A 23,460-nucleotide genomic window follows, 5' to 3' on the forward strand; every position below is an offset into this window, starting at 1 on the left:
CTCGGTGTTCATTCCGCCGGCTTGTCGGTCAGCGTCTTCAACAGCGTCGGGTCGGCGAGCACCTTGGCGATCAGGTCGCTGGCGCTGGACTTGCCATCCATGTAGGTGATCAGGTTGGACAGCTGCTGGCGGGCCTCGAGCAGCTTGTTCAGGCCTTCGACCTTGCGCGCCACGGCGGCCGGCGAGAAGTCGTCCATGCTCTCGAAGGTGATGTCCACCGGCAGGCTGCCTTCACCCGTCAGCGTGTTCTCCACGTTGAAGGCCACGCGCGGCTTCATGGACTTCATGCGCGAGTCGAAGTTGTCGACGTCGATCTCGAGGAACTTGCGGTCCGACACCGGCGGCAGCGGATCCTCGGGCTTGCCCGACAGGTCGGCCATCACGCCCATCACGAAGGGCAGCTGGACCTTCTTCTGGGCGCCATAAAGCTCCACGTCGTACTCGATCTGCACGCGCGGGGCCCGGTTGCGGGCGATGAATTTCTGGCTACTGCTGGGCATGGATTGACTCGGGACTATTCAGGCTGGGGACCGACGACGGCCTGGACTTGATCGAGACCGTTGGGCGCCATCTCGCGAATGATCTCCATGAAGCTCATCTGCAGCAATCGCTGCGCGCGGCGCAACAGCAGCGGCGCGGGATGGCCGGGCTCGTTCTGTTCCAGCCACTGGCTCAGGCGGTCCAGTTGGCGCACCACGTCGTCACGGCCGCGAATCGAGCCGCTGCTTGCCGGAGCAGCCGCACCGTCGGAGGCGGCAACGCCGGGCGCCGTCTCGCCGACTTCGGTGGTGGCGCTGTCGTCACTGCCCGCCAGACGCCCGGCGACCAGGGTGGCCACGCCCAGCAGTCGCTGCAGCGGCCGCAGATCGGGGCCGCGGTTGCCGACGTTGGATTCCACGCTGGCGATGATGGCCGAGACCGTCTGCTGAGCCTCAGCCAGGTCGCCGGCAAGATCGGGATGCTGGGCGCAGAGATCGGTCAGGCCGGCAATCAGGGCCTGCTCGTTCGGCACCGACTCGCCCTTCAGAGGCTCTACCTTGCCGAAGGCCAGTTCCAGCTGGCGAAACGACAGGCTGCCACGCACGGGCGCCAGGGTGGCAACGCGCAGGTCCGCCAGCACGGCTTCATCGCTGGCCAGGGGCAACAGGGCATTGAGCCGCATGGTGGGGTCGTTGCCGTCGCTGGCGTCCAGCGGCGGATAGACACCGTCCCAACGCTGCTCCAGCAGGCGCTGCAGCAGGCGCAGCCCCTGCACGGCCGCGCCGAATCCCTGCAGGCGCGCGCCGCTGCGGATCAGCCAGACGACCAGCCGCACATCCCGGCTGCGCTCAGCCAATGCCAGGGCCAGCTTGTGGACACGCGTCCAGTCGGGCGGTTCGGCGGCGTAGATGTTGTCGCCGTACTGGCGCTCCGGCGTGCCGGCACCAGCGGTTTCAAGCGCCAGGAAATCGGGGTCGAACTCCAGGTCCGGCCCGCATGGCAGGCCCGGCTCGACATCTGCCGAGAGGGCATCCAGATCAAGCGATGGCACAGACATGAGGATCGACAACGCGGGGGCTCAACGATGAGAGCCTGACTCTAGAAGCGAGCGGAGCCCTGCGCTTGGACGAAAGTCATCTCCTCCCAAACTTTGAGGGGAGGGGCTGCTTGTCGAGCCGGGTGAAGGCCATGCGCAGGGCGTTGCGCAGCTCCTTGGCCTGCACGGGCTTGAACAGCACGGGGTCCGTCCCCCCGGTGACGGTCTTGAGCTGGGCGCCGGCCGTGTCGCCGGTGACCAGGATGGCCGGAATGTGCCGGCCGCTGAGGCGGCGCAGCGAGGCGACCACCTCGTTGCCACCCGGGCCGGGCCCGAGGTGGAGGTCGCTCAGCACCAGGTCGACCCGTCCTTCCAGCGCCGCCAGGGCCCGCTCGGCCTCGTCCCCGTTGGCCGCGGCGATCACCTGATAACCCCACTCCTGAAGCAGCATGACCAGGCCCTCGCGGATGCTCTCCTCGTCGTCGATGACGAGCACCATCTCCGCGGCGGCCAGTTCGGACACCATCGGCAAGGTGTCCGCCGCACCCGACTCCTCGCCGACACCGACCAGGCTGCCCCGCGGCACGCCGACCCGGAACATCGAGCCCCGTCCCGGCACCGACACCACCTCCAGGCGGTGACCCAGCAGCAGGGTGAGCCGCTTGACGATGGCCAGGCCCATGCCCAGGCCTTGGGTGCGGTCGCGCTCGCCCCGCCCGACCTGGTAGAACTCGTCGAAGATGTGGGGCAGCTCCTCCTCGCTGATGCCGCAGCCGGTGTCCCAGACCTCCAGGTTCAGGTGGCTGCGCGTCGTGCGGGCGACCACGACCACGCCGCCCTTGACGGTGTAGCGCACCGCGTTCTGGATCAGGTTGGCGAGGATGCGCTCCAGCAGCTGCGCATCGCTGATGACGGCCTTGCCGCCCGGGCTGAAGCGCAGGCCCAGCCCGGCCAGCTCGGCCTGCCCGCCGTACTGCATCTGCAGGCGCCGGAATAGATCGCCCACCATGAAGGCCTGCACATGGGTGGGAATGACGCCTTCGTCCAGGCGCGACAGGTCCAGCAGGGCGGTGAAGGAACGCTCCAGCCCTTCGATGGAGCGCACCAGGTTGCCGGTGATGGCGCCGTCCGCGGTGGCGGACAGGCGCTTGTGCAGCGTGGCGGCAAACAGCCCCAGGGCATGCACCGGCTGGCGCAGGTCATGGCTGGCGATGGCCAGGAAGCGGCTCTTGTCGCGGTCGCGCTTCAAGGCCGCGTCGCGCTTGCGCTCCATCTGCCGCAGGCGGTCCGACAGCGCCATCGACCGCGCCAGCGTGCTGCCCCAGTTGCGCCGCACCCGCTGCGCCGTGGCCGCGCAGGCCAGCGCAAAGGCCAGGCCATAAGGGGCCGCCTCGAGCCCGCCCCACAGCGACGCCGCCAGCGCGCCGGCGGTGATCATGCCCACCGAAACCTGGTGCGCCGCCATGGCGGCAGCCAGCGCCAGGGAAAACAGGCCATGTAGCCAGAGCAGCGTCATGCGCTGGCTGCCGTCGCTCAGGGCCGCCGGCCCCATGGCCAGCGCAAGCGTCAGCAGCAGCCCGGCGGCCAACTGCGTGCTGGAGCGCTTGCGCACCCAGGAGCGCGGCAGCCCGCCCAGCAAGCCGGCCCAGATCAGCGTCAGCAACGCCCACACCAGCTGGGCCGTCGAATCGGCGGCCGGGGTCAGCGCAAACGTGCTGGCCACCAGCACGGCCAGCAGGGCGCCGGCCCAGCGGGCCTGCTGCAACGCCACGCCCCGGGCGGCGACGCCCAGCACCTGCGCCATGCTGCGCCCCGGCACATTGCCGGCGCCGCGGGTCTTGGCGTCTTCGCTTTCATCGCTCACCAGCAGGCGGTGCGGGACCTGCCCGGACGGGCCTGGATGCGATGCCATCAACGGAACAGGGCGATGAGATGGGAGCGGGATCTCACATCCAGGGCCAGCAGCAGCGACGACACGTAATTCTTCACCGTCCCCAGGGAGAGCTGGGTGCTCTGGCTGATTTCCTGGTTGGTGCAACCCGACAACACCAGCTCCAGGATCTCCAGGTGGCGCACGCTGAGTTGCGCCACCCGGTCGTAGATGGCCGAATTGCCGGCTGCGGGAAACAGGGCCGCCGGAGGCTGGCCATGCCGGGACGGCGACAGCAGGGCCAGCAGGGCCTGGCGCGTGTCGCGCGTCATGGCGCCCTTGGGCACATAGGCGGCGGCGCCGAGCAGGCGGGCCTGGCGAATCACGAATTCATCCTGGGTGCCGCTGAACACGCCGATGCGGGCGTCGGGAAACGCCTCCAGGAAGGTCCGCAGGCCCTGCAGCCCTTTGCAGTCGGCCAGGTTCAGGTCCAGCAGCACGGCGTCCACCCCCTGCTCCCGGCCATAGATGCTCATGGCCTCGGCCAGCGTTCCGGTCTCCAGCCACTCGATGTCCAGGCCCAGCAGTTCTCCATAAGTCGCACGCACGCCGACCCGAACCAACTCGTGGTCGTCGACGAGCAAAACCTTGCAGCGCTCCAACATCGTTTGCCTCCCTGGCAGTCCATCTTATTCCGGGGTTACCAAAGTCATCTCGGCGCCCACCGCACCGCTGTCTATGCTGTTCGTCCGGTCATACTGCCGACCGCTCGATACCGTCAGGCCTGCCAACATGAATCTCCCCGTGTCACGTCGACTTGCGCTGCGCGCCAGCCTGCTGCCGTTGATGGCCAGCGGCCTGACGGCCTGCATCAGCTTTGGGTCCAAGCCGGTTCAGCTGCAGGTGAATGCGACCGCCGCGGACGACCTCAACCCGAGCGCCAGCGGCCGCCCCTCGCCGCTGACGGTGCGGATGTACGAGCTGAGCGCCGACGCTTCCTTCAACCGCGCCGACTTCCTCAGCGTCTACCAGAACGAATCCGCCACCCTCGGCGGCGATCTGGTCGCCCGCGAGGAGTTCGTGCTGCAGCCGGGCGAGACGCGCAAGCTGCAAAAGCCGCTGAACGAAAAGACGCGCTTCGTGGCCGTGTTCGGCGTCTACCGCTCTTTCGAGCGCGCCGTCTGGCGCGTCATCGTGCCCGTCAGCGGCCCGTCGATGCAGCTCAAGCTGGGCGCCGCCGCCAACACCCTGTCCCTGCAGAAGACCAACTGATCATGGGCAGCCAACACCGCGTGGTCTGGTCGCAGGGCATGCTGATGCAGCCCCAGCATTTCCAGCAGCAGGCGCGCTTCGTCGAAGCCCTGCTGGATGCGCGCGTGTCGTCGGCCACGCCCTATGCCTGGGGCTTTGCGGAAATCGTGCTGGACGAAGGCCTGCTCGGCGCGGGCAGCCTCACCGTGTCGCGCGCGCGCGGCGTGATGCCCGACGGCACGCCCTTTTCCATGCCCGGCGAGGACGCCCTGCCCCCGCCCTTCGTGGTGCCGGCGGACCTGCAGTCGGAAGTCATCTACCTCGCCCTGCCACGCTCCCGCGTCGATGTCACCGAGATCGACCTGGACAGCCCGGGCGAGAGCGCAGCGGCCGCCCGCTTCACCGCCACGGAGCGGGATGTGCGCGACCAGGTGAATGCCTCGGACGACCCCGAACCCCTGCAGCTGGCGGCACCGGCGCTGCGCTGGGTTCGCCAGCGCGACCTGACCGACAACTTCGTCGCCCTCGGCGTGGCCCGCGTCATCGAGCGGCGCGCCGACGGCCAGCTGATGCTGGACCGGGACTACATCGCGCCCCAGACCCGCATCGACGCCAGCTGCCAGCTGTCCATCACCGCGTCGCTGATCCATGGCCTGGTCCAGCAGCGCGCGCGCGACCTGGCCAGCACCGTGTCCCAGCCCAAGCAGGGCGTCTCGGAAGTCCTGGACTTCCTGATGCTGCAGCTGTTCAACCGCTACGAACCCCTGCTGCGCCAGGCCGCCGGCGCCCCCACGCTGACGCCGTGGATGTTCCACCAGCTGCTGGCCCAGTTCGCCGGTGAGCTGGCCACCTTCATGCGCGACAGCCGCCATCCGCCCGACTACCCCCTGTACCGGCACGACGACCTGCAGGCCAGCTTCCATCCGCTGAAGCAGGACATCCGCACCTATCTGTCCATCGCCATCGAGCGCCGCGCGGTGCAGATCGAACTGACGGAGCGCACCCATGGCGTGCGCACCGCCGTGGTGGCCGACAAGGAACTCATGCTCGGCGCCGACTTCGTGCTGGCCGTGCGCGCCCAGATGCCCAGCGAGCACCTGCGCGAGCGCTTCCCGCTGCAGTCCAAGCTCGGCCCGCGGGACCGGCTGCGCGACCTCGTCAACCACCAGTTGCCCGGCGTCACGCTGAAGCTGCTGCCGTCGGCGCCGCGCCAGTTGCCCAACCTGGCCGACAACCACTATTTCCGGCTGACGCGCGAGGGCGAACTGTGGAAGCAGCTCGAGCGCGACGGCAGCCTGGCCCTGCATGTGGGGGGCGAATTCCCGGGTCTGGAGCTGGAACTCTGGGCCATCCGTAACAGCTGACGCAAAGACAGAGCCGGGCTGATGGACGATCCTTTCGCGCTACCGCCTTCCGGCGGCGCGCCGCGCCCGGCGGCCGGTGGGTTTGCGGCCGCCCTGGGCCCCAGCACCGTCCCGCCGGCGGCCCTCGGAACCGAGCCGCCGGCGCTGGACCATGGCCTGAGCCCGCTGATGGCGGCGGCCAACCGGCTGCTGCTGCTGGTGCCGCCCCTGCGCAACACCCGCGCCGTGGCCAACCCGGCCCAGCTGCGCGCGACGCTGGCGCAGGCCGTGCGCGACTTCGCCGTGCAGGCGCAGCAGCAGGGCATCGCGCCGGAGCGCATCAACGCCGCCCGCTACATCCTCTGCACCGTCGTCGACGAAGCCGCCGCGGCCACCCCCTGGGGCGGCTCCGGCGTCTGGGGGCGCCACTCGCTGCTGGCCGAGTTCCACGGCGAAGTGGCCGGCGGTGAAAAAGTCTTCCAGCTGATGGCCACGCTGGCCGAACAGCCCGAGGCCAACCGCGACCTGCTCGAACTGATCTACGCCGCGCTGGCCCTGGGCTTTGAAGGCCGCTACGGCGTCAGCGGCATGCCCGGCCAGCTGGACGCCATCCGCGCCCGCCTGGCGCAGGTGCTGGGCCCCGTGCGCGGCGCCTACACCCAGGAGCTGGCGAGCAACTGGCATGCGGCGCCCGCGCCGCCCCGGCGGCTGCCGACCTGGCTGCCGCTCGCCGTGACGGCCGCCCTGATCGGCCTGGCGCTGACCGCCGTGTATTTCATGATGGCCTATTCCCTGGCCCAGAACTCCAACCCCGTCTTCAGCAGCATCCAGAGCCTGCGGCTGACCCGCCCCGTGCCCACCGTCGTGCACATGGCGCCCCAGCCCCGCCTGGCGCACTTCCTCGAGCCCGAGATCAAGGCCAACCTCGTCAGCGTGCAGGACGAGGTGGACCGCAGCGTCGTCACCGTCAAGGGCAACGGCCTGTTCGCGCCCGCCAGCGACGCGCTGGCCGCCGACCGCGAGGCCCTGATGCGCCGCATCGGCGAAGCCATGCTGAACGTCGGCGGCAATGTGCTGGTGGTGGGCTACACCGACAACACCAAGATCCAGTCGCTGCGCTTCCCGTCCAACTGGCACCTGTCCAACGCCCGCGCCAAGACCGTGGCCGACCTGCTGGTGCGTGCCGGCCTGCCGCGCGAGCGCATCAAGTCCGAAGGCCGCGGCGAGGAAGACCCCATCGCGCCCAACGACTCGCCGGCCAACCAGGCCCTCAACCGCCGCGTCGTGATCACGCTGCTCACCGCCAACGGCGCCCCCGTGCCGCGCGTGCCCGCCGCCAGCGCGGCCACGCCCTGACGCCCTCGACTCGCCATGTTCAAGCCCATCCTGCGAGCCCTGTTCAGTGCCTGGACGCTGATGGGCCTGCTGCTGCTATGCCTGCTGCTGCTGATCTGGTACGTCGGCCCCCTGGTCGCCATCGGCAACTACCGGCCGCTCGAAAGCGACACGGCGCGCTGGATCGCCAGCGGCGTCCTGCTGGCCATCGTCGTCCTGTGGATCGTGCTGCGGCTGTGGCAGGCGCGGCGCGGCAACCACAAGGCCGTCGACCAGCTCGCCCAGGCACCCCAGACCGCGGTGGTGGAAAGCCCCGAGCTGAAGGCCGTGCGGGAACGTTTCAGCGAAGCGCTGCAGACCCTGCGCGATGCACGCTTCGATCCCGCCCAGCCCGATGTAGGCAGCGATGGGCTCTGGGCCCGCCTGAAGCGCCGGCTGGCCGGCCGCTATCTCTACGAACTGCCCTGGTACCTCATCGTCGGTGCGCCCGGTTCCGGCAAGACCACAGCCCTTCAGAACGCCGGGCTGCAGTTCTCGGTCGGCGGTACGCAAGGCGCTCGCGGCCTGCGCGGCGTGGGCGGCACCCGGCTGTGCGACTGGTGGTTCACCAGCCAGGCCGTGCTGATCGACACCGCCGGCCGCTTCACCACGCAAGACAGCCATGCCGAGACGGACAAGGCCACCTGGGAAGGCTTCCTGGGCCAGCTCAAGCGCGCACGGCAGCGCCAGCCGCTGAATGGCGTGCTGGTGGCCGTGTCGGTGCCCGAGCTGATCGGCGGCAGCGCAGAGTCGCGTGAAGCCCATGCCCTGAACGTGCGCAAGCGGCTGCAGGAGCTGCATTCGCAGCTGCGCATGCGCATCCCCGTCTACCTGATGGTCAGCAAATGCGACCTGATGGCCGGCTTCACCGAGACCTTCGATGCCCTCAGCAAGGAGCAGCGCGGCCAGCCCTGGGGCTTCACCTTCCCGGTGGCGCCGGCCACGGCCTGGCAGGAGCGCTTCGACCCCGAATTCCGCGCGCTGCTGGCGCGGTTGGACCAGGGCCTGATCGACCGCCTGCAGGCCGAGCCCGATGCGCAGCGCCGGGCCATGATCTATGGCTTCCCCAACCAGTTCGCCAACCTGCAGGCCAGCCTGAACGATTTCCTGCAGCAGGTCTTCGGCGACTCGCGCTACGAGACCGCGACGCCCATGCTGCGCGGCGTCTATTTCATCAGCGGCACGCAGGAAGGCACGCCCATCGACCGCGTGCTGGGCGCCGTGTCGCGGCGCTTCCAGATCGAGACCCCGTTGAGTGGCAGCCGGCCCGGCAGCGGCCGCAGCTTCTTCCTGCAGAAGCTGCTGACCGACGTGGTGTTCGCCGAGCAGGGCCTGGCGGGCACCGACCGGCGCCTGGACTGGAAACGCAGCGCCGCCAGCCTGGCCGCCTACGGCCTGCTGGCCACGGTCAGCATCGGCCTGCTGGTGGCGTGGACCATCAGCTGGCGCAACAACCGCGACTACGTCGCCGAGGTGGCCAAGCACCTGGAAGACGTCAAGCGGCAGGTCCGCGAGACGCCCAACCAGCCCAATGCCGACCTGCTGCCCCTGCTGCCGGCCCTGGAAGCCACCGCCTCCCTGGCCCGCGTCGGCCATGTCGAGAAGGGCGAAGACGCGCCCTGGGGCATGGGCTTCGGCCTCTACCAGGGCGAGAAGCTGGACAGCGCCGCCCACCAGGCCTACGACCGCATGCTGGTGGAAGGCATGCTCCCCCGCCTGGCGCTGCGCATCGCCGAGCAGCTGCGCAGCGTCGACCAGCCCGAATCCCAGTACGAAGCCCTCAAGGCCTATCTGATGATGCTCGACGTCGAGCATTTCGACGGCGAGGCGCTGCGCGCCCACATCGAGGCCGACTGGGGCCAGCGCCTGGGCCGCGACATCACGCCGCAGCAGCGCCAGGCCCTCAGCAACCATCTGCAGGCCCTGCTGGAGCAGGGCGCCGCGGTGTCGCCACTGGAGCAGGACAAGGCGCTGGTCGAGGCCGCACAGCGCCAGCTGGCCGGCCTGCCGCTGTCGCAGCGCATCTACAACCGCCTGCGCCGCCAGCCGCTGGGCGCCGAATTCCCGGCCGTGACCCTGGCCTCGGCGGGCGGGCCGAATGCGCAGAACGTTTTCATGCTGAACAGCGGCAAATCCGTCATCACCGACGGCGTGCCGGGCCTGTTCACCTACGAGGGCTATCACCGCGCCTTCCAGCCCTCGGTCGACAAGGTGGCCGTCACGCTGGCCAAGGAGCAGAGCTGGGTGCTGGGCAGCAGCGCCCAGCTGGAGTCGGGCAAGCTCGGCTCGGCCCTGCCCACCCAGCTGACCGACGACGTGCGGCGCATCTACCTGCGGGAGTACCGCGACACCTGGAAGGCCTTCATCGACGACGTCCGGCTGCAGCCCCTGCAGAACATGGCCGGCGCCATCGAGAAGACGCGCTTCCTCGCCGCCCCCGATTCGCCGCTGCCGCCCATGCTGCGCACCTTCTCCCGGCACACGACGCTGCTGGCGACGTCCTCCCTGGTGGACTCCAAGCTCGGCAAGGTCAACGAGGTGCTGCGCAGCGGCGAGAAGGCCGTGCGCAACGCCATCGGCGTGGCCCCCGTCACCACGGGCGCGCCGGGCGAGCGCATCGAGAGCATCGTGGACGACGAGTTCATCCGGCTGCGCTCCCTGGTCACCGCGCCGGACGGCGGCAAGCCGCCCATCGAGGGCGTGGTGGCACGGCTGCAGGAGCTGCAGTCGCTGCTGACCAGCATCGACACCGCCCTCAAGAGCAAGTCGCCGCCGCCCTCCTCGCCCCTGCCCAACCAGCTCAAGGTCGAGGCCTCGAACTCGCCCGAGCCGGTGCGCTCCCTGCTGAATGCGCTGGGCACGACCAGCGCCCACGTCGCCATCATCCAGCTGCGCGCCACGCTGTCCGAGCGGGTGCGCGCCGAGATCGGCGAGTACTGCGCCCAGGCCGTCAATGGCCGCTACCCCTTCGACCCCAGCTCGCCGCGTGAAGTCACGCCGGGCGACTTCGCCGCGCTGTTCGGGCCCGGCGGCCGCTTCGACAAGCTGCAGGCCGAACTGGCGCCCTACATCGACACCGGCACCCTGCCCTGGAAGTTCCGCCCCATCGAGGGCACGCCGCTGGGCAACGACACCGGCACGCTGCCGCAGTTCCACCGCGCCCAGGTGATCCGCGAGGCCTTCTTCGCCAACGGCCCCGCCCCCGGCGTGCGCATGACCATCAAGCCCATCGAGATGGACGAGCGCCTGCGCGAATTCCTGCTCGACGTCGACGGCCAGATGGTGCGCTACGACCACGGCCCGCAGATCCCCGTCGAGGTGCGCTGGCCCGGCCCCAAGGGCAGCGGCGTGGTGCGGGTCAGCGTGCAGCCGGTGGGCGGCAGCGGCCTGGTCAACGACGGTCCCTGGGCCCTGTTCCGCATGTTCGAGCGCGTCGCCATCAAGCCCGGCGCCGTGCCCGAGAAGTTCAGCGCCACCTTCGAGCTGGACGGCCGGCGCGCCGTCTTCGACGTGACCACCAGCAGCGTGCGCAACCCGCTACGCTTGGCCGAGCTGCGGGCCTTCCAGTGCCCGAACGGACTGTGACCATGTCTGCGACCGCGATTCCGGGTTGGTACGGCAAGCTGGGCGGGCTGGGCGATTTCGCCTCGCGCCGCCTGCCGCAGTCCTGGCTGCAGGGTTGCGATCTCTGGCTGTCGGCCTGCCTGGATGAGACGCGCAATGCCATGGGCGGCAACTGGCCCCATGCCTACCTGGCCTCGCCGGCCTGGCGCTTCGTCTGGGGCCCCGAAGTCATCGACGCCTCCTGGTGGTTCGGCGTGCTGGTGCCCAGCTGCGACAGCGTCGGCCGCCATTTCCCGTTGCTGGTGGCAACGCCGCGCCCGCAGCCGCCGACCGACAGGTTCGGGCTCAACCATCTGGAGCTGTGGTGGGAACAGCTGGGCCAGGCCGCCCTGGCGGCCCGCCAGCCCGGCACCGATGTCGACAGCTTCGAGGCCCAGTTGACCGACCTGCCGCCCTGGCCATCACCGGCGCCCGCCTGGGTCAAGCCCCGCCCCGCCAGCTGGGGCCAGCAATGGCGCATGCCGGCCGACACCGGCCTGATCGACCTGTCACAGCAGCTCGCGGCCGAGACGCTGCAGCGCCGCCTGGTGGGTCACAGCTTCTGGTGGCCGCTGCCGACGGCCCAGCCCTTCACGCAGAGCCTCTTGGTACCGGGCCTGCCGCAGCCCGCCCAGCTGGCCGCGATGACGGCGGCACCGCTGGACTGAAGGCTCAGCGCCGCTGGGCCGGCAGCCGTGGCACCGTGTCGTCGCTGCGGCCCTGGGTGGTCTCCGACGGGTCGCCCACCCACACGGCGATGGCCGAGAAATTGTCCTGGCGCGGCCGCGCCCGGGCCTTGATGCTGCGCTGCATGTCCTTGAGCCAGTCCTCGGGCGCGAGGGCCTTGGCCAGCGACGTGCTGATGAAGGACTCTTCCACCTCGCCCCACCAGCCGTCGGTGCACAGCAGGAAGGCATCGCCCTCCTGCAGCTCGACGGGCCGCACCACGGTGTGCGGGTCGACGTCACCTTCCATGCCCAGCGCCGCCAGCAGCTGATTCTTCTGCGGATGGTCGCGGGCATGTTCGGGCGTCAGCACGCCCGAGCGCAGCAGCTGGTGCACCACGCTGTCGTCCTGCGTCATCAGCTCGGTATGACCCGCGCGCATGCGGTACAGGCGCGAATCGCCCACATGCGTCCACAGCACATGGTCCATGTCGGGCGACACCCACAGCGCCACCACGGTGGTGTGCATGCGCGCTTCGGGGCTGTCGCCGCCTTGGTGGTGCAGCAGCTCGAAATGAGCCAGGCGCACGATCTGCGACAGGTTGGCCGGCGAGAAGGCCACACCGGGGTCCAGCAGCACGCGCTCCATGCAGTCCACCGCGCGGTGCGAGGCTTCGCGGCCGCGCACATGGCCGCCGGCGCCGTCGGCCAGCACCGCATAGCTGCCGTTCGGGCCGTGACCGTGGCGCAGATCGTCTTCGTTGCCCTGGCGGGCACCGATGTCGGAACAACCCGCAATCCGTATGCGACTCACGACTGGGCTTCCTTTTTCTTCAGCCTCTCCACCTGCTGCTCATAGGCAGCGAGGAAGGCCTTGCCGAACACGGTATGAAAGTCGTCCTGAGCCGACTCGCGCAGGGTCTGGTAGCGCAGCAGGTACAGCTCCCACAGCCGGGCCTTGCGCCCCATGGGCACCAGGCTGTCGAGCATGGAGCCCTGGCCCAGGGTCTTCTCCAGCATCTCGGGCGTGAAGTTGTCCAGCGACCCCTCCAGCGCGGCCCGCATGCCGGCCACCGAACCGATCATGTGGCCGATCAGGTCCTTCATGGCGTCTTCCATGGCGGCCGGCCCTTCCAGGAAGCCGCGCGCCGCCGGCTCCACCAGCTGCTCGACGCCGGTGCGCACATCGGGCGCGAATTTCAGCGGGTTGTTGCTGCGCGCCTGGATCTGCGTCACCTGGGCCCGCATCTCGTACTTGGTGCTGGCGCGCACGGCCATCAGCTCCTGGGTGCCCGAAACGGCGGCCTTCACGATGCGCCCCACGCGCTCCAGGCGCTGGGCCAGCTGGGCTTCATCCACCGGAGCCGCCACCTGGATGCCGGCACCCTTGCAGAACGCCATCCAGAGGCCGGCGATATCCGCGGAGGATGCGGCAGCCGGCGCCGGCGCGCCCCTGGGGGCCGGGGCTGGGGACACCGGGCGTGGCAGCTCGAAAGCGTCATGGATGGGCGCCAGCCGGTCGGCGTCGCTGACGGTCATCTGCGTCGCCATGGGTGGCGGCGCCAGCGTTCCCAGGATGTCGATGACCGGCTCCACGCGCTTGTCGCCCGGCAACAGGTCGACGGTGGTGGGCCGCATGAAGTCGGCCAGCGGGTCGCGCCCCTCGGTCGCCGTGGGCAGGCCGAACTGCCGGTCGATGCTCTGCGGCTTGCTGTTCTGCACCAGGCCGAAGGGGTCCGCCATGGGCGCGGCGGGCGCCAGGCCCTTCACCGGCGGCAGATCGAAGGGGTCGAAATCGTCCGGCAGCGTCCCTGCACCCGGCGCGGGCGCCTGCCAGGCCATGGCCGGGATGCCGGCAGCCGCCGGCATCAGGTCCGGCTCACGTGGCGCCGGCGGTGCCTGGAACACATCCAGCGGCGCCGAACCGTTGACCCGTTGCGGCGCGCTGTCGAGCAGACCTGAAAACGGATTGCCGCCGCCAGGCCCCGGCACCGCGCCCAGGCCGACGGATGCCGGGGCCATCTGCGGGCCGGGCGCCAGCAGGTCGGCAAAGGGGTTGGCGGCGGGCGCCTGTGGAACGGCCGGTTGAACGGCCTGTGGCGCGGCCGGCGGGCTCGGCACCCAGGCATCGGCCCGGGCGGCGACGGGGGCCTGCGCGGGCTGGGGGCCGGGCGCCAGCAGATCGCCGAATGGATTCGCCGCCGCCGAAGCCGACGGCGGGCTGGCCGCCTGGGCGCCCGGCGCCAGCAGGTCGGCAAACGGATTGGCGGTGACCGCCGTCGCGGCCGGCGCTTCCACCACGACAGGCGCGGCGACCGGCGGGGCGGCCTGCTGGACAACCGGCGAAACCGCCGGCTGGTTGCGCTGCAGCACCGTCGGCCGCGGAGCCGGCCCCTGGGTGGTGTAGCTGACCTGCAACTCGTAGCCGGCAATCCTCACCAGATCGCCGTCCTGCAGCACCGCGCTCTCGTTCAGCCCCAGGCTGCGCTGGCCGATCACGATGGGATTGGCGCTGCCGACGTTGCGGATCAGGAACAGCCCGCCGGTGACGGCCACCACCTCGGCCTGCTTGCGCGAAATGAAGCGCTCGGGGTCGGGAAGGGCCAAGGTGCAGTGGTCGGCCCGCCCCACCGTGCCGCCCGCGTCATCGAAGAACGCGGTGATCGGACTGGTCAAACGTTGGTCGTTGTGCGTGACCGCACTCAACTTGAGATTCATGGGCGTTGGCAAAAGACTCGCGGCACCGGCGGAAGGCATTTCTGGGCCCTCGCATCCTGCGGTTCAGGCGGTGCACCTGCAATCGACCAAAGTCACGAGAAGAATGCACGGTAAGCAAGCACCATGTGGCCCGCTCACTTTAACGATCAAGCCGGCACAATCCACGCTGTGAAAAGCCTCTTCCCCTCACACGCCCGCACAACGGCCCAGGCCGCCTTGTTGCTTTGTCTCGGCCTTGCCGGTTGCGCCGCCCCTCCTGCGCCCAAGCCGCCGCCTGAGCCTGCCGCCGTCGCGCCCGCGCCTGCACCGGCGCCCGAGCCGGCGCCCGCCCCGGCGGAGCCGCCCGCCCCGCAGCCCCTGCCCGCCAACGAAGTGCAGCCCGCCCTGCGCACGGTCGCCAACCAGTTGCAGGAGGGCGACACCGAATCCGCCGGAGCCCTGCTGCGCCGCGTGCTGGCCACCGACCCGGCCCAGCCGCTGGCCCTGAGCTATCTGCGTCAGATCGAAAACGATCCGCAGTCCCTGTACCCGCGTGAGTCCTACGCCTACACGGTGCGGGCCGGCGAATCGCTGTCCACCATCGCGCGCGACCGCATGAAGGACACCAACCAGTTCTACGGCCTGGCCCGCTACAACGGCATCAAGGTGCCCAAGCAGCTGTCCGCCGGCCAGGTGATCCGCATCCCGGGCCGCGCCCCCGCGGCCAGCGCCACGGCGCCGGCACCCGCGCCCGTCGCAGCCCCCGCACCGGCCCCCGCAGCGGCGCCCACCCCCGCCGCGCCGGCGTCGGCGGCAGTCAGCCCGGAGCGCCAGACCGCCAACCGCATCGCCGCGCTGACCAAGCAGGCCCGCACCGCATTTGCGCGGCAGGATCTGTGCAATGCGATGCGCCGCTGGGACGAAGTGCTGGCCCTGGACCCCAACCACGCCGTCGCGAAGGCCGAGCGCCAGAAGTGCCTGGAGCTGATGGACCGGCTGCGCCAGCAGGGCGGACAACTGGCCTGCTGACAACCCACCGCCGGGCTGCGGCCCCGGCGGTGACTGCCTAGCGCTTGGCCGCCTTCAGCGACTGCAGCAGGCGGGTCGCCTCGGCATGCTTGGGCTCGATGCGCAGGCAGCGCTCCAGGCTGGCGATGGCCGTGGCGTTGTCGTTCAGCGCCTGACGGCTGCGCGCCAGATCCAGCAGCAGCTCGCAGGCGCGGCTGCGCAACCGGGAATCGGCGCCGGGGCGCGACGCAGCCGGCAGCAGCAGCTGCAGCGCGCCTTCGATATCGCCGGCCTCGCTCAGCAGGCTGGCGTACTCCCAGTCCTCACCGGAAAAACCCGCCGGCTTGGCGCCCGCCCGCGACGCCGGCTTGGGCTCGACGCGCCCCGAGGCCCGGTTGCGATCACGCTGCCACTGCCGCAGCGCCTGCACGGCCTCGGTCGATTCGGGATCACGCGCCAGGGCTTCCAGCGCCAGACGCTGCGCGCCCTCCACATCGCCCCGGTTGCGCGCCATCTGCGCACGCTGGAAATACTGCTGCGCCGCGACTTGAGCCGCCGCCACCGCTACCTGGCGCCCGGCCAGCGCTTCGGCGTCCTCGGGCCGCAGCGCCAGCACCGTGGACCAATGCCCGGCCGCGGCGCGGTGCTGGCCGCTCGCCATGGCCGCCTGCGCCGCCTCGCGCTCCGACTGCACATAGCGGTTCAGGTTGATGATGTCCTGGGCGCCGAGGGCCAGCGGATTGGGCGGCGGCGCTGTGGCCAGCGTCGGCATCTGCGGCTTCTCGATGGTGACGCCGCAACCCGCGAGCACGAGGCCGCAGGCGAGCCACAAGGCCCGCCCCGTCCAGCGTTGGCAACGGGCGCGCATCACGGCCGGTTCAGCGGGCGCTGGGACTGAACCCGCCCGGCAAAGTCGTCGAGGGTCTGGTCCCCATAGATCATGGTGCGGTGTATCAGTTGCGGCTGTTCATAAAACGCATTGCCGCCCGCACGCACCGTGAAACCCAGCGCATAGCCTTCGGCATTGAGGGCCTCCAGCACCTTGTCGTTGCTGGCGCCGTAGGGATAGGCGAAGTGCTGCACCTTCACGCCCAGCATGCCCAGCTGCCGCTCCAGCTCCGCGCGCGGGTGGCGCAGCTCCTGCGCCAGGTTGCGGCGGTACTGGGCATCGCCCTCGCCAGGCTGCATCTCGCTGAGGTTGCGGTGGGTGCGCGAATGCGCCTGGATGTCCACCAAGCCCGACTTGGCCAGCTCGCGCAGCTGCGACCAGGACAGGCCGCTGGCGATGCCGATGACATCGGTGTAGATGAACAGCGTGGCCGGCATCTGGTATTTCTTCAGCAGCGGGAAGGCGTGCTCGAAGAACGAGGCGAAGCCATCGTCGACCGTCAGCAGCACGCTGCGCGGCGGCAGCGCCTCGCGGCCCTCGATGAAGGCCTGGAACTCGCCGGTGCGCAGCGCGCGATAGCCTTCGCGCTGCAGCCATTTCAGCTGCGCCTCGAAGTCATCGGCCGCCAGGATCATCTTGCTGCGCGTCGGGCCCTTGCCCGGCGTGAAGCGGTGGTAGCAGAGGACCGGCACGGTCTGCAGGCCATCCAGACTCACACCCCAAGGCGGCGGCGGCGAGATCGGCACCCGCACCGCCCGCCCGGCCTCCAGCGTGGTCAGGCCGGCATTGGCCTGCGTCAGCTGCCAGGCCTTCAGCGGACTGCCCAGAAAGCGCTGGGCCACCCCTTCGACGCTGTCGCCGGCGGCGGGCAGATAGACCAGCCAGTCCTTGTTGGCGCCGCCCACGCGTCCCTGCGCCTGCGGGCCGGCCGGCGGCAGGCCCGCCGGTCCGAGCTGCGGGGCATCGGCGCTGATGGGCGGCAGCACCGGCGGTGGCGGTGGCGCCGAGGCGCATCCCGACAGCCCGGCCACGACCCAGGCCGCCATCCACAGCGACCTCATGACTGCACGGAAGACGGTGCGTCCGGGCCCTCGTCCGGCGCGGCTGCCTGGCCGTTGGGGCCCAGCGTCAGGGCCAGCGACGGCGAGGTCGGCGGCTCACCCGAATCGCGGCGCTGCAGGGCAACGGACAGCGCATCGAAGGCGGCATAGAGCTGGCCGAATTCGTCGTTGCGCGTCTCGGCGATGCGGTGGGTGAGATTGCCCCGGGCCAGTTCGCCCAGGGAATCGACAACCAGCTTGATCGGCCTCGAGAACCAGTTCGCGACGAAGAACATGGCGATACCGACGGCCAGCACGGTGACCAGCGCAAGGATGGCCATCAGCGTCACGGACAGCCGCGCCACCTCGGTGAGCGGCTTCTCGGCGATGCTCAGCGCCAGCCGCCCCACCTGCCGGCCGCCGAAGCTCACCGGCGCCTCGAAACCCAGCACCGTGCCCGACGGCGTGGCGTAGCGGCTGCTCAGCACGCCGCCCGGCAGGGCCGCCAGCTGCTGGCCGGCGGGGGCCTCGTAGGGAATGCCCGCCAGCCCCGTGATCGACGACGCCCGCACCATGCCCTGCGAATCGATCACGTTGATGCGCTCGAAGTTGCGGGTGCGCATGGTCTCCTGCACAGCGATCTCGACCAGGTCCCAGTCCTCGCCCAGCACGGCCGCGGCGTTCTGCGCCGCCATGAAGCGGGCCAGCGAGGCGCCGTAGTCGCTGGCCTGGGTAGCCAGCGCGTCGTACTGGCGCTGCGCAATGATGGCGGTCGTCACGCCCATCACGACGGCCACGATCATGGCCATCATCAAGGCCCACTTGACGCGCAGCGACAGCAGGCGCGGGCGCCGCTTGGCCTCCTCCTGCTCGCTGACCTCGCTCAGCACCTTGCGCAACGCGCGCTCCAGCTCGGCACCGGTCTGGAAGCGCTGGGCCGGCGCCTTGGCCAGGCAGCGCTCCACGATGCGGCGCAGCGCCGGCGGGCAGTCCGGGCGCAGGCTGGTCACCGGCGCCGGCTCCTGGGTGGCGATCTGCTGCGCCACCACGACCAGGTTCTCGCCGCGGAACGGGCGCTTGCCGGTCAAGGACTGGTACAGCACCACGCCGGTGGAAAAGAGGTCCGAGCGGCCGTCGAGCTTCTCGCCGCGGGCCTGCTCGGGCGACATGTATTGCGGCGTGCCCAGCACCGAGCCCACCACGGTCTGCTGCTGCGCGCCCAGGCCTTCCACATGGGCGATGCCGAAGTCCGTGACCTTCACGCGCCGGTCCTTGCCCTGCAGCATGATGTTGCCGGGCTTTATGTCGCGGTGCACGATGCCACTGGCATGCGCATAGTCCAGCGCCCGCGCCAGCTGGATGCCCAGCGCCAGCACCTGGCGGATGGACAGCGGATTCTTGCCGTCCAGGCGGTCGGCCAGCGACTCGCCCTCCAGCAGCTCCATGGCCATATAGGGCTGGTCGTCGATCTCGCCCACGTCGTGCACCACGACGATGTTGGGGTGGGACAGCCCGCCCGCGGCCTTGGCCTCGCGCAGAAAGCGCGTGCGGCAGTCCTCGTCCGCGCACAGCGAGCGGTGCAGGAACTTGATGGCCACGTCGCGGCCGATGCTGGGGTCGTGGGCGCGGAACACCGAGGCCATGCCGCCTCGCCCGAGGCGCTCCAGCAGGCGGTAGCGCCCCACCTGACGCACCTGGGTTTCCTGGCTGGCCCCGGCCTCCGCCGGCTCGGCCGGCTTGTTCACGGCCTGCTGGGCCGCGGCCACCGCGGCGGCCAGCGCCGGGCTGACCTGTTCGTTCGACATGACCTGGGTCTTCTCGTCGACCTCTGCGGCAGCCGCTGCCGGGGCGACAGGCTCGCCGGCTGCTGCCGCCGCCGGCAGGACGGACCGCTTCAGCACCAGCGTCGCCTCGTAGCCCGGCATGATCATGGTTTCCGAGCCCACGTCCTCCGGCACGGCAGGTGCGGTTGCAGTCGCCGGTGGCTCCTGATCGAGCTTGGCGGCGGCGTCGAATGTCAGCTCCGGGTTGCGGATCTGGGTAGCTCCCTCATCCTCCTCGCCAGGCACGGCGGGGGAGGACTGCGGCGGCTTCGGCAGGGGCGAGGGCGGTAGGGACATCGACGGCGATCTGTGGTTCTGGGAGCCTTTTGTGCCGGAGCGAACCCTCGGCGCCCAGATTGTTGGACAACTGTGCGGTGGCACGCGCCACGATACCCCCACCCATGCCCCTAACTTTGGGGGCATACAGATTCCGGCGCCGCCGTCCCTTCAGATACGAGGCAGCAAAAACAGGCCGTTCTCATAGGAGAGACCCCCAATTTTTGGGACGATGACGGCTGCGAGTGACTTTCGTCTGCGCCACGTGGGCGCGGGAGGCGCCATGATGTACGAATGGTCTGGCGGAGCCAAGCTTCTGAGGCGTGCCACCGACCGCGGCAGCCCGCGAGCCCCGTGGCGCGAGCTGCTTACCGAGGTTGCCCATGGCTAACGACCCATTCGCCCGGGATTGTTTCTTCCCGTTCACGCTGCAAAGCGACATCTTGATCGACCCGAGGGCGCCGCTGGGCGGTGGCGGCCCGGGCGACTTCGTCAGTACCTGTCCCGTGGGTGCCTCGCAAGACCTCTTCATGGCCGACCTCGGCCTGCACCCGCTGGCGCCGATGAACACCGGCTTCGACTTCTTTGCCGGCCGCCTGCCCGCCGACCTGCGCCTGACCCAGGCGTCGACGCTGCAGAAGGCCCCCTGGATGACCTATGCGATTGCCGAGGCCAAGCGGCACAAGGGCATCACCGAAGGCGAGATCGCCAAGATCATCAACTACCACCAGGAAACCGGCGCCACCTTCCTGAAGGAAATGTCCGGCACCCAGAACGCTTGGTGCGCCTCCTTCGTCAACTGGTGCCTGCAGTCGGCGGGGCTCACCAAGTGGAAGAATTCCTTCCGGGCGCGGGCCGTGGCCGAGGACGGCAACTTCACGGAGATCAAGTCGCCCGTCTACGGCGCCATCACGCTGGTGGGCACCCACCACGCCTGCTTCTTCTACGCCCACGAGAAGAAGAGCTCCAAGCCCATCTGCCTGGGCGGCAACCAGTCCGACCAGATCAACTTCACGGTCTTCAAGGAAAAGGTCCGCTACTTCGTGCCCACGCCCTATCTGGAAACGGCCAAGAAGCAAATCGCGGAGGAAAAGCAGCTGGTGTCGACCGCCGAGGAGCTGAACACCGAATTCGGGATCAAGACGGATGCCAAGAAGCCTGCCTCGACGCGCTAGCCCGTGGGTCGCCCTGCTGGCCCTGGCCGGCTGCTTTCAGGCAGCCGGGGCCGGCCCGATCGTGCACGAAAGCATCGGCGCCGAGCTCGTCGCCAAGTCCAACATCCGCCAGGACGGCAGCTTCCAGTCGGGCCTGCGCTTCACCGACAAGGCCGGCGAGCACCTGCTCGTGCTGACGGCCAAGGACTCCTCCTCCCGCAAGGGCAGCGACCGCAACCGCATCGACAGCCATCAGCTCACCGCCGGCCTGTACCGGCTGGAAGGCAGCAGCTGGAAGCGCGAATGGCTGATCCGCGACGGCGTGGTCTGCCCCGACCTGGATTCGGAGGCCGTCTTCCTGCTCGCCGGCCTCACGGTCACCGACCTCGACGACGACCAGCTGGCCGAAGTCACCGTGCCCTACCGCAAATTCTGCGGCGGTGGCGTCGACACCAAGGACCTCAAGGTCGTGCTGAGGTCCGGGCCGCTCAAGTTCGCCCTGCGCGGCCAGTCGACGCTGCTGATCCCAGGGCAGCCGCCCCTCGGCGGCGAACACCAGCAGGACGCCGCGCTGGCGCAGCCGCAGTACCGGAGTTTTCGCGACCATCTCGAGCAGGTGTGGCTTCTCGTGAGCCCCGAAAAGCTCGGTGAACCGCTGACCGCCGAGAAGTCGCCCGCCCATTGACCGCCCAGGCTCAACCTCAGACTCAATCCCATGGCTCCACCCATCCTCTTCAACAGCCCTCTCGGCGCTGAAGTGCTGCGCTTCCAGCACCTCCGGGCGGTGCAAGGCGTCAGCCAGCTCGGTGTCATGACAGTCACGCTGGTCAGCGACAAGCCCGACCTCTCGGCGGACAAGCTGCTCGGCCAGGCGGCCGGTGTCAGCGTGCTGATGCGCGATGGCAAGCCCCGCCACTTCAACGGCCTCGTCACGCGCTTCTCCATCGGCACGGCCCAGGGCCGCAACTACGGCTACCAGGCCGTGCTGCACCCCTGGCTGTGGCTGCTGACGCGCACCAGCGACTGCCGCATCTTCCAGAACCAGAACGTCCAGCAGATCGTCGAGGCCGTCTTCGCCGACCACGCGGCCGTCGCGCAGTTCCAGTTCAAGCTCACGCGCAGCTACGCGCCCCGCACCTACTGCGTGCAGTACCGCGAGACCGACTACAACTTCATCGCCCGCCTGCTCGAGGAAGAAGGCATCTACTGGTTCTTCGAGCACACCGAAGGCAAGCACACCCTGGTGCTGACCGATGCCGTCGCCATGCTCGACGCAGCGCCGGGCTGCCCGCCGCTGCGCTACTTCCCCAACACCGGCCAGATGCCGCCCAATGTCGACATCGTGAGCCAATGGGCCGCCCGGTCGGAGCTGCAGAGCGGCCAGACCGCTGCCGCCAGCTTCGACTTCGAGCGCCCCGCCGTGTCCCTGCTGACCCAGCAGTCGCTGAGCCGCTCGCACGCCCAGAACAGCCTCGAGCAGTTCGACTACGACGGCCGCTACACCCAGCTCGGCGACGGCCAGCAGCTGCGCGACAACCGCATGGACGAAGTCCAGAGCGACTTCCAGCAGGCCCAGGGCGAGACCAATGCCATCGGCCTGGCCAGCGGCCACCTCTTCGAGCTGCAGCACCACCCGCACAGCACCCAGAACGGCAAGTTCATCTGCCTGAGCACCGAATCGGTCATCGGCATCGCCAGCTACGAGGCCGAAGGCGCCGGTGGCGGTGGCGCAGCGGTCGACTACCACTGCCGCTTTGCCGCCGTGCCCAGCGCTCACAGCTACCGCCCGCCGCGCCGCACCAGCCGGCCGGCCATCTACGGCTCGCAGACCGCCATCGTCGTCGGCCCCTCCGGCGACGAGATCCACACCGACAAATACGGCCGCGTGAAGGTCCAGTTCCACTGGGACCGCTACGGCAAGAGCGACGACAAGAGCTCCTGCTGGGTGCGCGTGGCCAGCCCCTGGGCCGGCAACAGCTTCGGCTTCGTGCAGATCCCCCGCATCGGCCAGGAAGTCGTCGTCAACTTCCTCGAAGGCGACCCGGACCAGCCCCTCGTCACCGGCCGCGTCTACAACGCCGCCAACATGCCGCCCTGGGAGCTGCCCGCCAACGCCACCCAGAGCGGCGTGCTGTCGCGCTCCAGCAAGGGCGGCGTGTACAGCAATGCCAACGCGCTGCGCTTCGAAGACAAGAAGGGCGAGGAGCAGCTCTGGCTGCACGCGGAGAAGGACCAGCTCACCGAGGTCGAGCACGACGAAGACAAGTGGGTGGGCAACGATCGTCGCAAGACCATCGACCGCCACGAGACCACCCTCGTCAAGGGCAACCGCACCGAGACGGTCAACCTCGACGAGACCATCACCGTCCACAAGAACCGCGCCGAGACGGTCGACCTGAACGAGACCATCACCATTGGCGTGAACCGCACGGAAAGCGTGGGCGCCAATGAAAGCATCACCATCGGCGCCAACCGCACCATCACCGTGGGCGCCAGCGAGACCGCCACCGTTGCGCTGCAACGCACCCACACCGTTGGCATCAACGAAACCATCGCCATCGGCGCCGCTCAGGAAATTGCCGTCGGCGCAGCTCAGGTCGTTGCCGTGGGCGCCATGCAGACGGTCACCGTCGGTGCCAGCCGCTCCATCACGGCCGGTGCCAATCTGTCGACCAACGTCGGCGCCAACGAAAGCCGCACGGTTGGCAGCAACCGCAGCACCAGCATTGGCAAGGACGATGCGCTGAAGGTCGGCAAGGACCTGGTCATCGACGCCGGCGACTCCGTGACGATCAAGACGGGCAGCGCCAGCATCACGATGAAGAAGGACGGCACCATCGTCATCAAGGGCAAGGACATCACGCTGGACGGCAGCGGCAAGATCAACGTGAAGGCCAGCAGCGACGTCATCATCAAGGGCTCCAAGGTCCTGCAGAACTGAGAGATTCCCG

At 69.6% G+C, this 23,460-nt stretch carries 18 protein-coding genes; 9 read left to right on the forward strand and 9 right to left on the reverse strand.

Annotated features, from left to right (window positions below; genetic code table 11):
- Positions 1-8: 8 nt before the first annotated feature.
- From tssB to ACS5PN_RS27725, 4 genes are all read right to left on the reverse strand, one after another.
- A complete protein-coding gene (gene tssB, locus ACS5PN_RS27710) occupies positions 9-500 on the reverse strand; it encodes a type VI secretion system contractile sheath small subunit (RefSeq protein ID WP_439467270.1) in 492 nt (163 codons plus the stop codon).
- A 14-nt stretch (positions 501-514) separates the two neighbouring features.
- Complete coding sequence (gene tssA, locus ACS5PN_RS27715) at positions 515-1,537, reverse strand: type VI secretion system protein TssA (protein WP_439467271.1); 1,023 nt, start codon at positions 1,535-1,537, stop codon at positions 515-517.
- A gap of 76 nt (positions 1,538-1,613) precedes the next feature.
- Positions 1,614-3,428: an ATP-binding response regulator gene (locus ACS5PN_RS27720; RefSeq protein ID WP_439467272.1), complete on the reverse strand. Its 1,815-nt coding sequence runs from the start codon at positions 3,426-3,428 to the stop codon at positions 1,614-1,616.
- Positions 3,428-4,051: a response regulator transcription factor gene (locus ACS5PN_RS27725; protein WP_439467273.1), complete on the reverse strand. Its 624-nt coding sequence runs from the start codon at positions 4,049-4,051 to the stop codon at positions 3,428-3,430. The genes ACS5PN_RS27720 and ACS5PN_RS27725 overlap by 1 nt, the downstream gene beginning before the upstream one ends.
- A 139-nt stretch (positions 4,052-4,190) precedes the next feature.
- On the opposite strand from ACS5PN_RS27725, the gene tssJ reads away from it, so the two are divergent.
- The 5 genes from tssJ to tagF are packed head-to-tail and all read left to right on the forward strand — an operon-like array spanning position 4,191 to position 11,625.
- Entirely contained in the window at positions 4,191-4,658 is a 468-nt protein-coding gene (gene tssJ / locus ACS5PN_RS27730) for a type VI secretion system lipoprotein TssJ (protein ID WP_439467274.1), read from the forward strand.
- A gap of 2 nt (positions 4,659-4,660) precedes the next feature.
- Positions 4,661-6,001: a type VI secretion system baseplate subunit TssK gene (gene tssK, locus ACS5PN_RS27735; protein ID WP_439467275.1), complete on the forward strand. Its 1,341-nt coding sequence runs from the start codon at positions 4,661-4,663 to the stop codon at positions 5,999-6,001.
- 21 nt (positions 6,002-6,022) lie between these two features.
- Positions 6,023-7,336: a type VI secretion system protein TssL, long form gene (tssL, locus tag ACS5PN_RS27740; protein WP_439467276.1), complete on the forward strand. Its 1,314-nt coding sequence runs from the start codon at positions 6,023-6,025 to the stop codon at positions 7,334-7,336.
- Between the two features lie 15 nt (positions 7,337-7,351).
- Positions 7,352-10,939: a type VI secretion system membrane subunit TssM gene (gene tssM, locus ACS5PN_RS27745; RefSeq protein ID WP_439467277.1), complete on the forward strand. Its 3,588-nt coding sequence runs from the start codon at positions 7,352-7,354 to the stop codon at positions 10,937-10,939.
- A gap of 2 nt (positions 10,940-10,941) precedes the next feature.
- Entirely contained in the window at positions 10,942-11,625 is a 684-nt protein-coding gene (tagF, locus tag ACS5PN_RS27750) for a type VI secretion system-associated protein TagF (protein ID WP_439467278.1), read from the forward strand.
- Between the two features lie 4 nt (positions 11,626-11,629).
- Here the strand turns inward: tagF and ACS5PN_RS27755 are convergent, their stop codons facing one another.
- Both ACS5PN_RS27755 and tagH read right to left on the reverse strand, forming a co-directional pair.
- Positions 11,630-12,436 (reverse strand): PP2C family protein-serine/threonine phosphatase, encoded by an 807-nt coding sequence (locus ACS5PN_RS27755; protein WP_439467279.1) that lies wholly within the window; start codon positions 12,434-12,436, stop codon positions 11,630-11,632.
- On the reverse strand, positions 12,433-14,340 hold the full coding sequence (gene tagH / locus ACS5PN_RS27760; protein WP_439467280.1) for a type VI secretion system-associated FHA domain protein TagH: 1,908 nt from the start codon (positions 14,338-14,340) through the stop codon (positions 12,433-12,435). Before tagH ends, ACS5PN_RS27755 begins: the two co-directional genes overlap by 4 nt.
- A gap of 168 nt (positions 14,341-14,508) precedes the next feature.
- Here tagH and ACS5PN_RS27765 point away from each other — a divergent pair, with 168 nt between their 5' ends.
- Complete coding sequence (locus ACS5PN_RS27765; protein ID WP_439467281.1) at positions 14,509-15,348, forward strand: LysM peptidoglycan-binding domain-containing protein; 840 nt, start codon at positions 14,509-14,511, stop codon at positions 15,346-15,348.
- Positions 15,349-15,385: 37 nt separating this feature from the next.
- On the opposite strand, the gene ACS5PN_RS27770 is transcribed toward ACS5PN_RS27765, so the two are convergent.
- From ACS5PN_RS27770 to ACS5PN_RS27780, 3 genes are read right to left on the reverse strand one after another with little or no spacing between them, the layout of a single operon-like run.
- Entirely contained in the window at positions 15,386-16,195 is an 810-nt protein-coding gene (locus ACS5PN_RS27770; protein WP_439467282.1) for a hypothetical protein, read from the reverse strand.
- Positions 16,195-17,277, reverse strand: coding sequence for a polysaccharide deacetylase family protein (locus ACS5PN_RS27775; RefSeq protein ID WP_439467283.1), 1,083 nt, complete (start codon positions 17,275-17,277; stop codon positions 16,195-16,197). Before ACS5PN_RS27775 ends, ACS5PN_RS27770 begins: the two co-directional genes overlap by 1 nt.
- Positions 17,274-19,376, reverse strand: coding sequence for a protein kinase domain-containing protein (locus tag ACS5PN_RS27780; RefSeq protein WP_439467284.1), 2,103 nt, complete (start codon positions 19,374-19,376; stop codon positions 17,274-17,276). Before ACS5PN_RS27780 ends, ACS5PN_RS27775 begins: the two co-directional genes overlap by 4 nt.
- A gap of 362 nt (positions 19,377-19,738) precedes the next feature.
- On the opposite strand from ACS5PN_RS27780, the gene ACS5PN_RS27785 reads away from it, so the two are divergent.
- The 3 genes from ACS5PN_RS27785 (at position 19,739) to ACS5PN_RS27795 (ending at position 23,450) form a co-directional block, all read left to right on the forward strand.
- The gene (locus ACS5PN_RS27785) at positions 19,739-20,530 is read left to right on the forward strand and encodes a TIGR02594 family protein (protein WP_439467285.1); all 792 of its coding nucleotides are present in this window, start codon (positions 19,739-19,741) and stop codon (positions 20,528-20,530) included.
- Between the two features lie 61 nt (positions 20,531-20,591).
- Positions 20,592-21,194, forward strand: coding sequence for a M949_RS01915 family surface polysaccharide biosynthesis protein (locus ACS5PN_RS27790; RefSeq protein ID WP_439467286.1), 603 nt, complete (start codon positions 20,592-20,594; stop codon positions 21,192-21,194).
- Between the two features lie 30 nt (positions 21,195-21,224).
- Complete coding sequence (locus ACS5PN_RS27795; RefSeq protein WP_439467287.1) at positions 21,225-23,450, forward strand: type VI secretion system Vgr family protein; 2,226 nt, start codon at positions 21,225-21,227, stop codon at positions 23,448-23,450.
- The last annotated feature ends 10 nt before the right edge of the window (positions 23,451-23,460 follow it).

The sequence above is a fragment of the Roseateles sp. NT4 genome (assembly GCF_051857475.1).
Lineage (GTDB): Bacteria > Pseudomonadota > Gammaproteobacteria > Burkholderiales > Burkholderiaceae_C > Pelomonas.

Bases quoted from the DNA above. Each gene is read 5' to 3' on its own strand.
- tssM (WP_439467277.1), top strand. From the start codon at position 7,352: ATGTTCAAGCCCATCCTGCGAGCCCTGTTCAGTGCCTGGACGCTGATG.
- tagF (WP_439467278.1), top strand. From the start codon at position 10,942: ATGTCTGCGACCGCGATTCCGGGTTGGTACGGCAAGCTGGGCGGGCTG.
- ACS5PN_RS27780 (WP_439467284.1), bottom strand. From the start codon at position 19,376: ATGTCCCTACCGCCCTCGCCCCTGCCGAAGCCGCCGCAGTCCTCCCCC.
- ACS5PN_RS27720 (WP_439467272.1), bottom strand. From the start codon at position 3,428: ATGGCATCGCATCCAGGCCCGTCCGGGCAGGTCCCGCACCGCCTGCTG.
- tssK (WP_439467275.1), top strand. From the start codon at position 4,661: ATGGGCAGCCAACACCGCGTGGTCTGGTCGCAGGGCATGCTGATGCAG.
- ACS5PN_RS27725 (WP_439467273.1), bottom strand. From the start codon at position 4,051: ATGTTGGAGCGCTGCAAGGTTTTGCTCGTCGACGACCACGAGTTGGTT.
- tagH (WP_439467280.1), bottom strand. From the start codon at position 14,340: ATGAATCTCAAGTTGAGTGCGGTCACGCACAACGACCAACGTTTGACC.
- tssA (WP_439467271.1), bottom strand. From the start codon at position 1,537: ATGTCTGTGCCATCGCTTGATCTGGATGCCCTCTCGGCAGATGTCGAG.
- tssL (WP_439467276.1), top strand. From the start codon at position 6,023: ATGGACGATCCTTTCGCGCTACCGCCTTCCGGCGGCGCGCCGCGCCCG.
- tssB (WP_439467270.1), bottom strand. From the start codon at position 500: ATGCCCAGCAGTAGCCAGAAATTCATCGCCCGCAACCGGGCCCCGCGC.
- ACS5PN_RS27785 (WP_439467285.1), top strand. From the start codon at position 19,739: ATGGCTAACGACCCATTCGCCCGGGATTGTTTCTTCCCGTTCACGCTG.
- ACS5PN_RS27775 (WP_439467283.1), bottom strand. From the start codon at position 17,277: ATGAGGTCGCTGTGGATGGCGGCCTGGGTCGTGGCCGGGCTGTCGGGA.
- ACS5PN_RS27770 (WP_439467282.1), bottom strand. From the start codon at position 16,195: ATGCGCGCCCGTTGCCAACGCTGGACGGGGCGGGCCTTGTGGCTCGCC.
- ACS5PN_RS27795 (WP_439467287.1), top strand. From the start codon at position 21,225: ATGGCTCCACCCATCCTCTTCAACAGCCCTCTCGGCGCTGAAGTGCTG.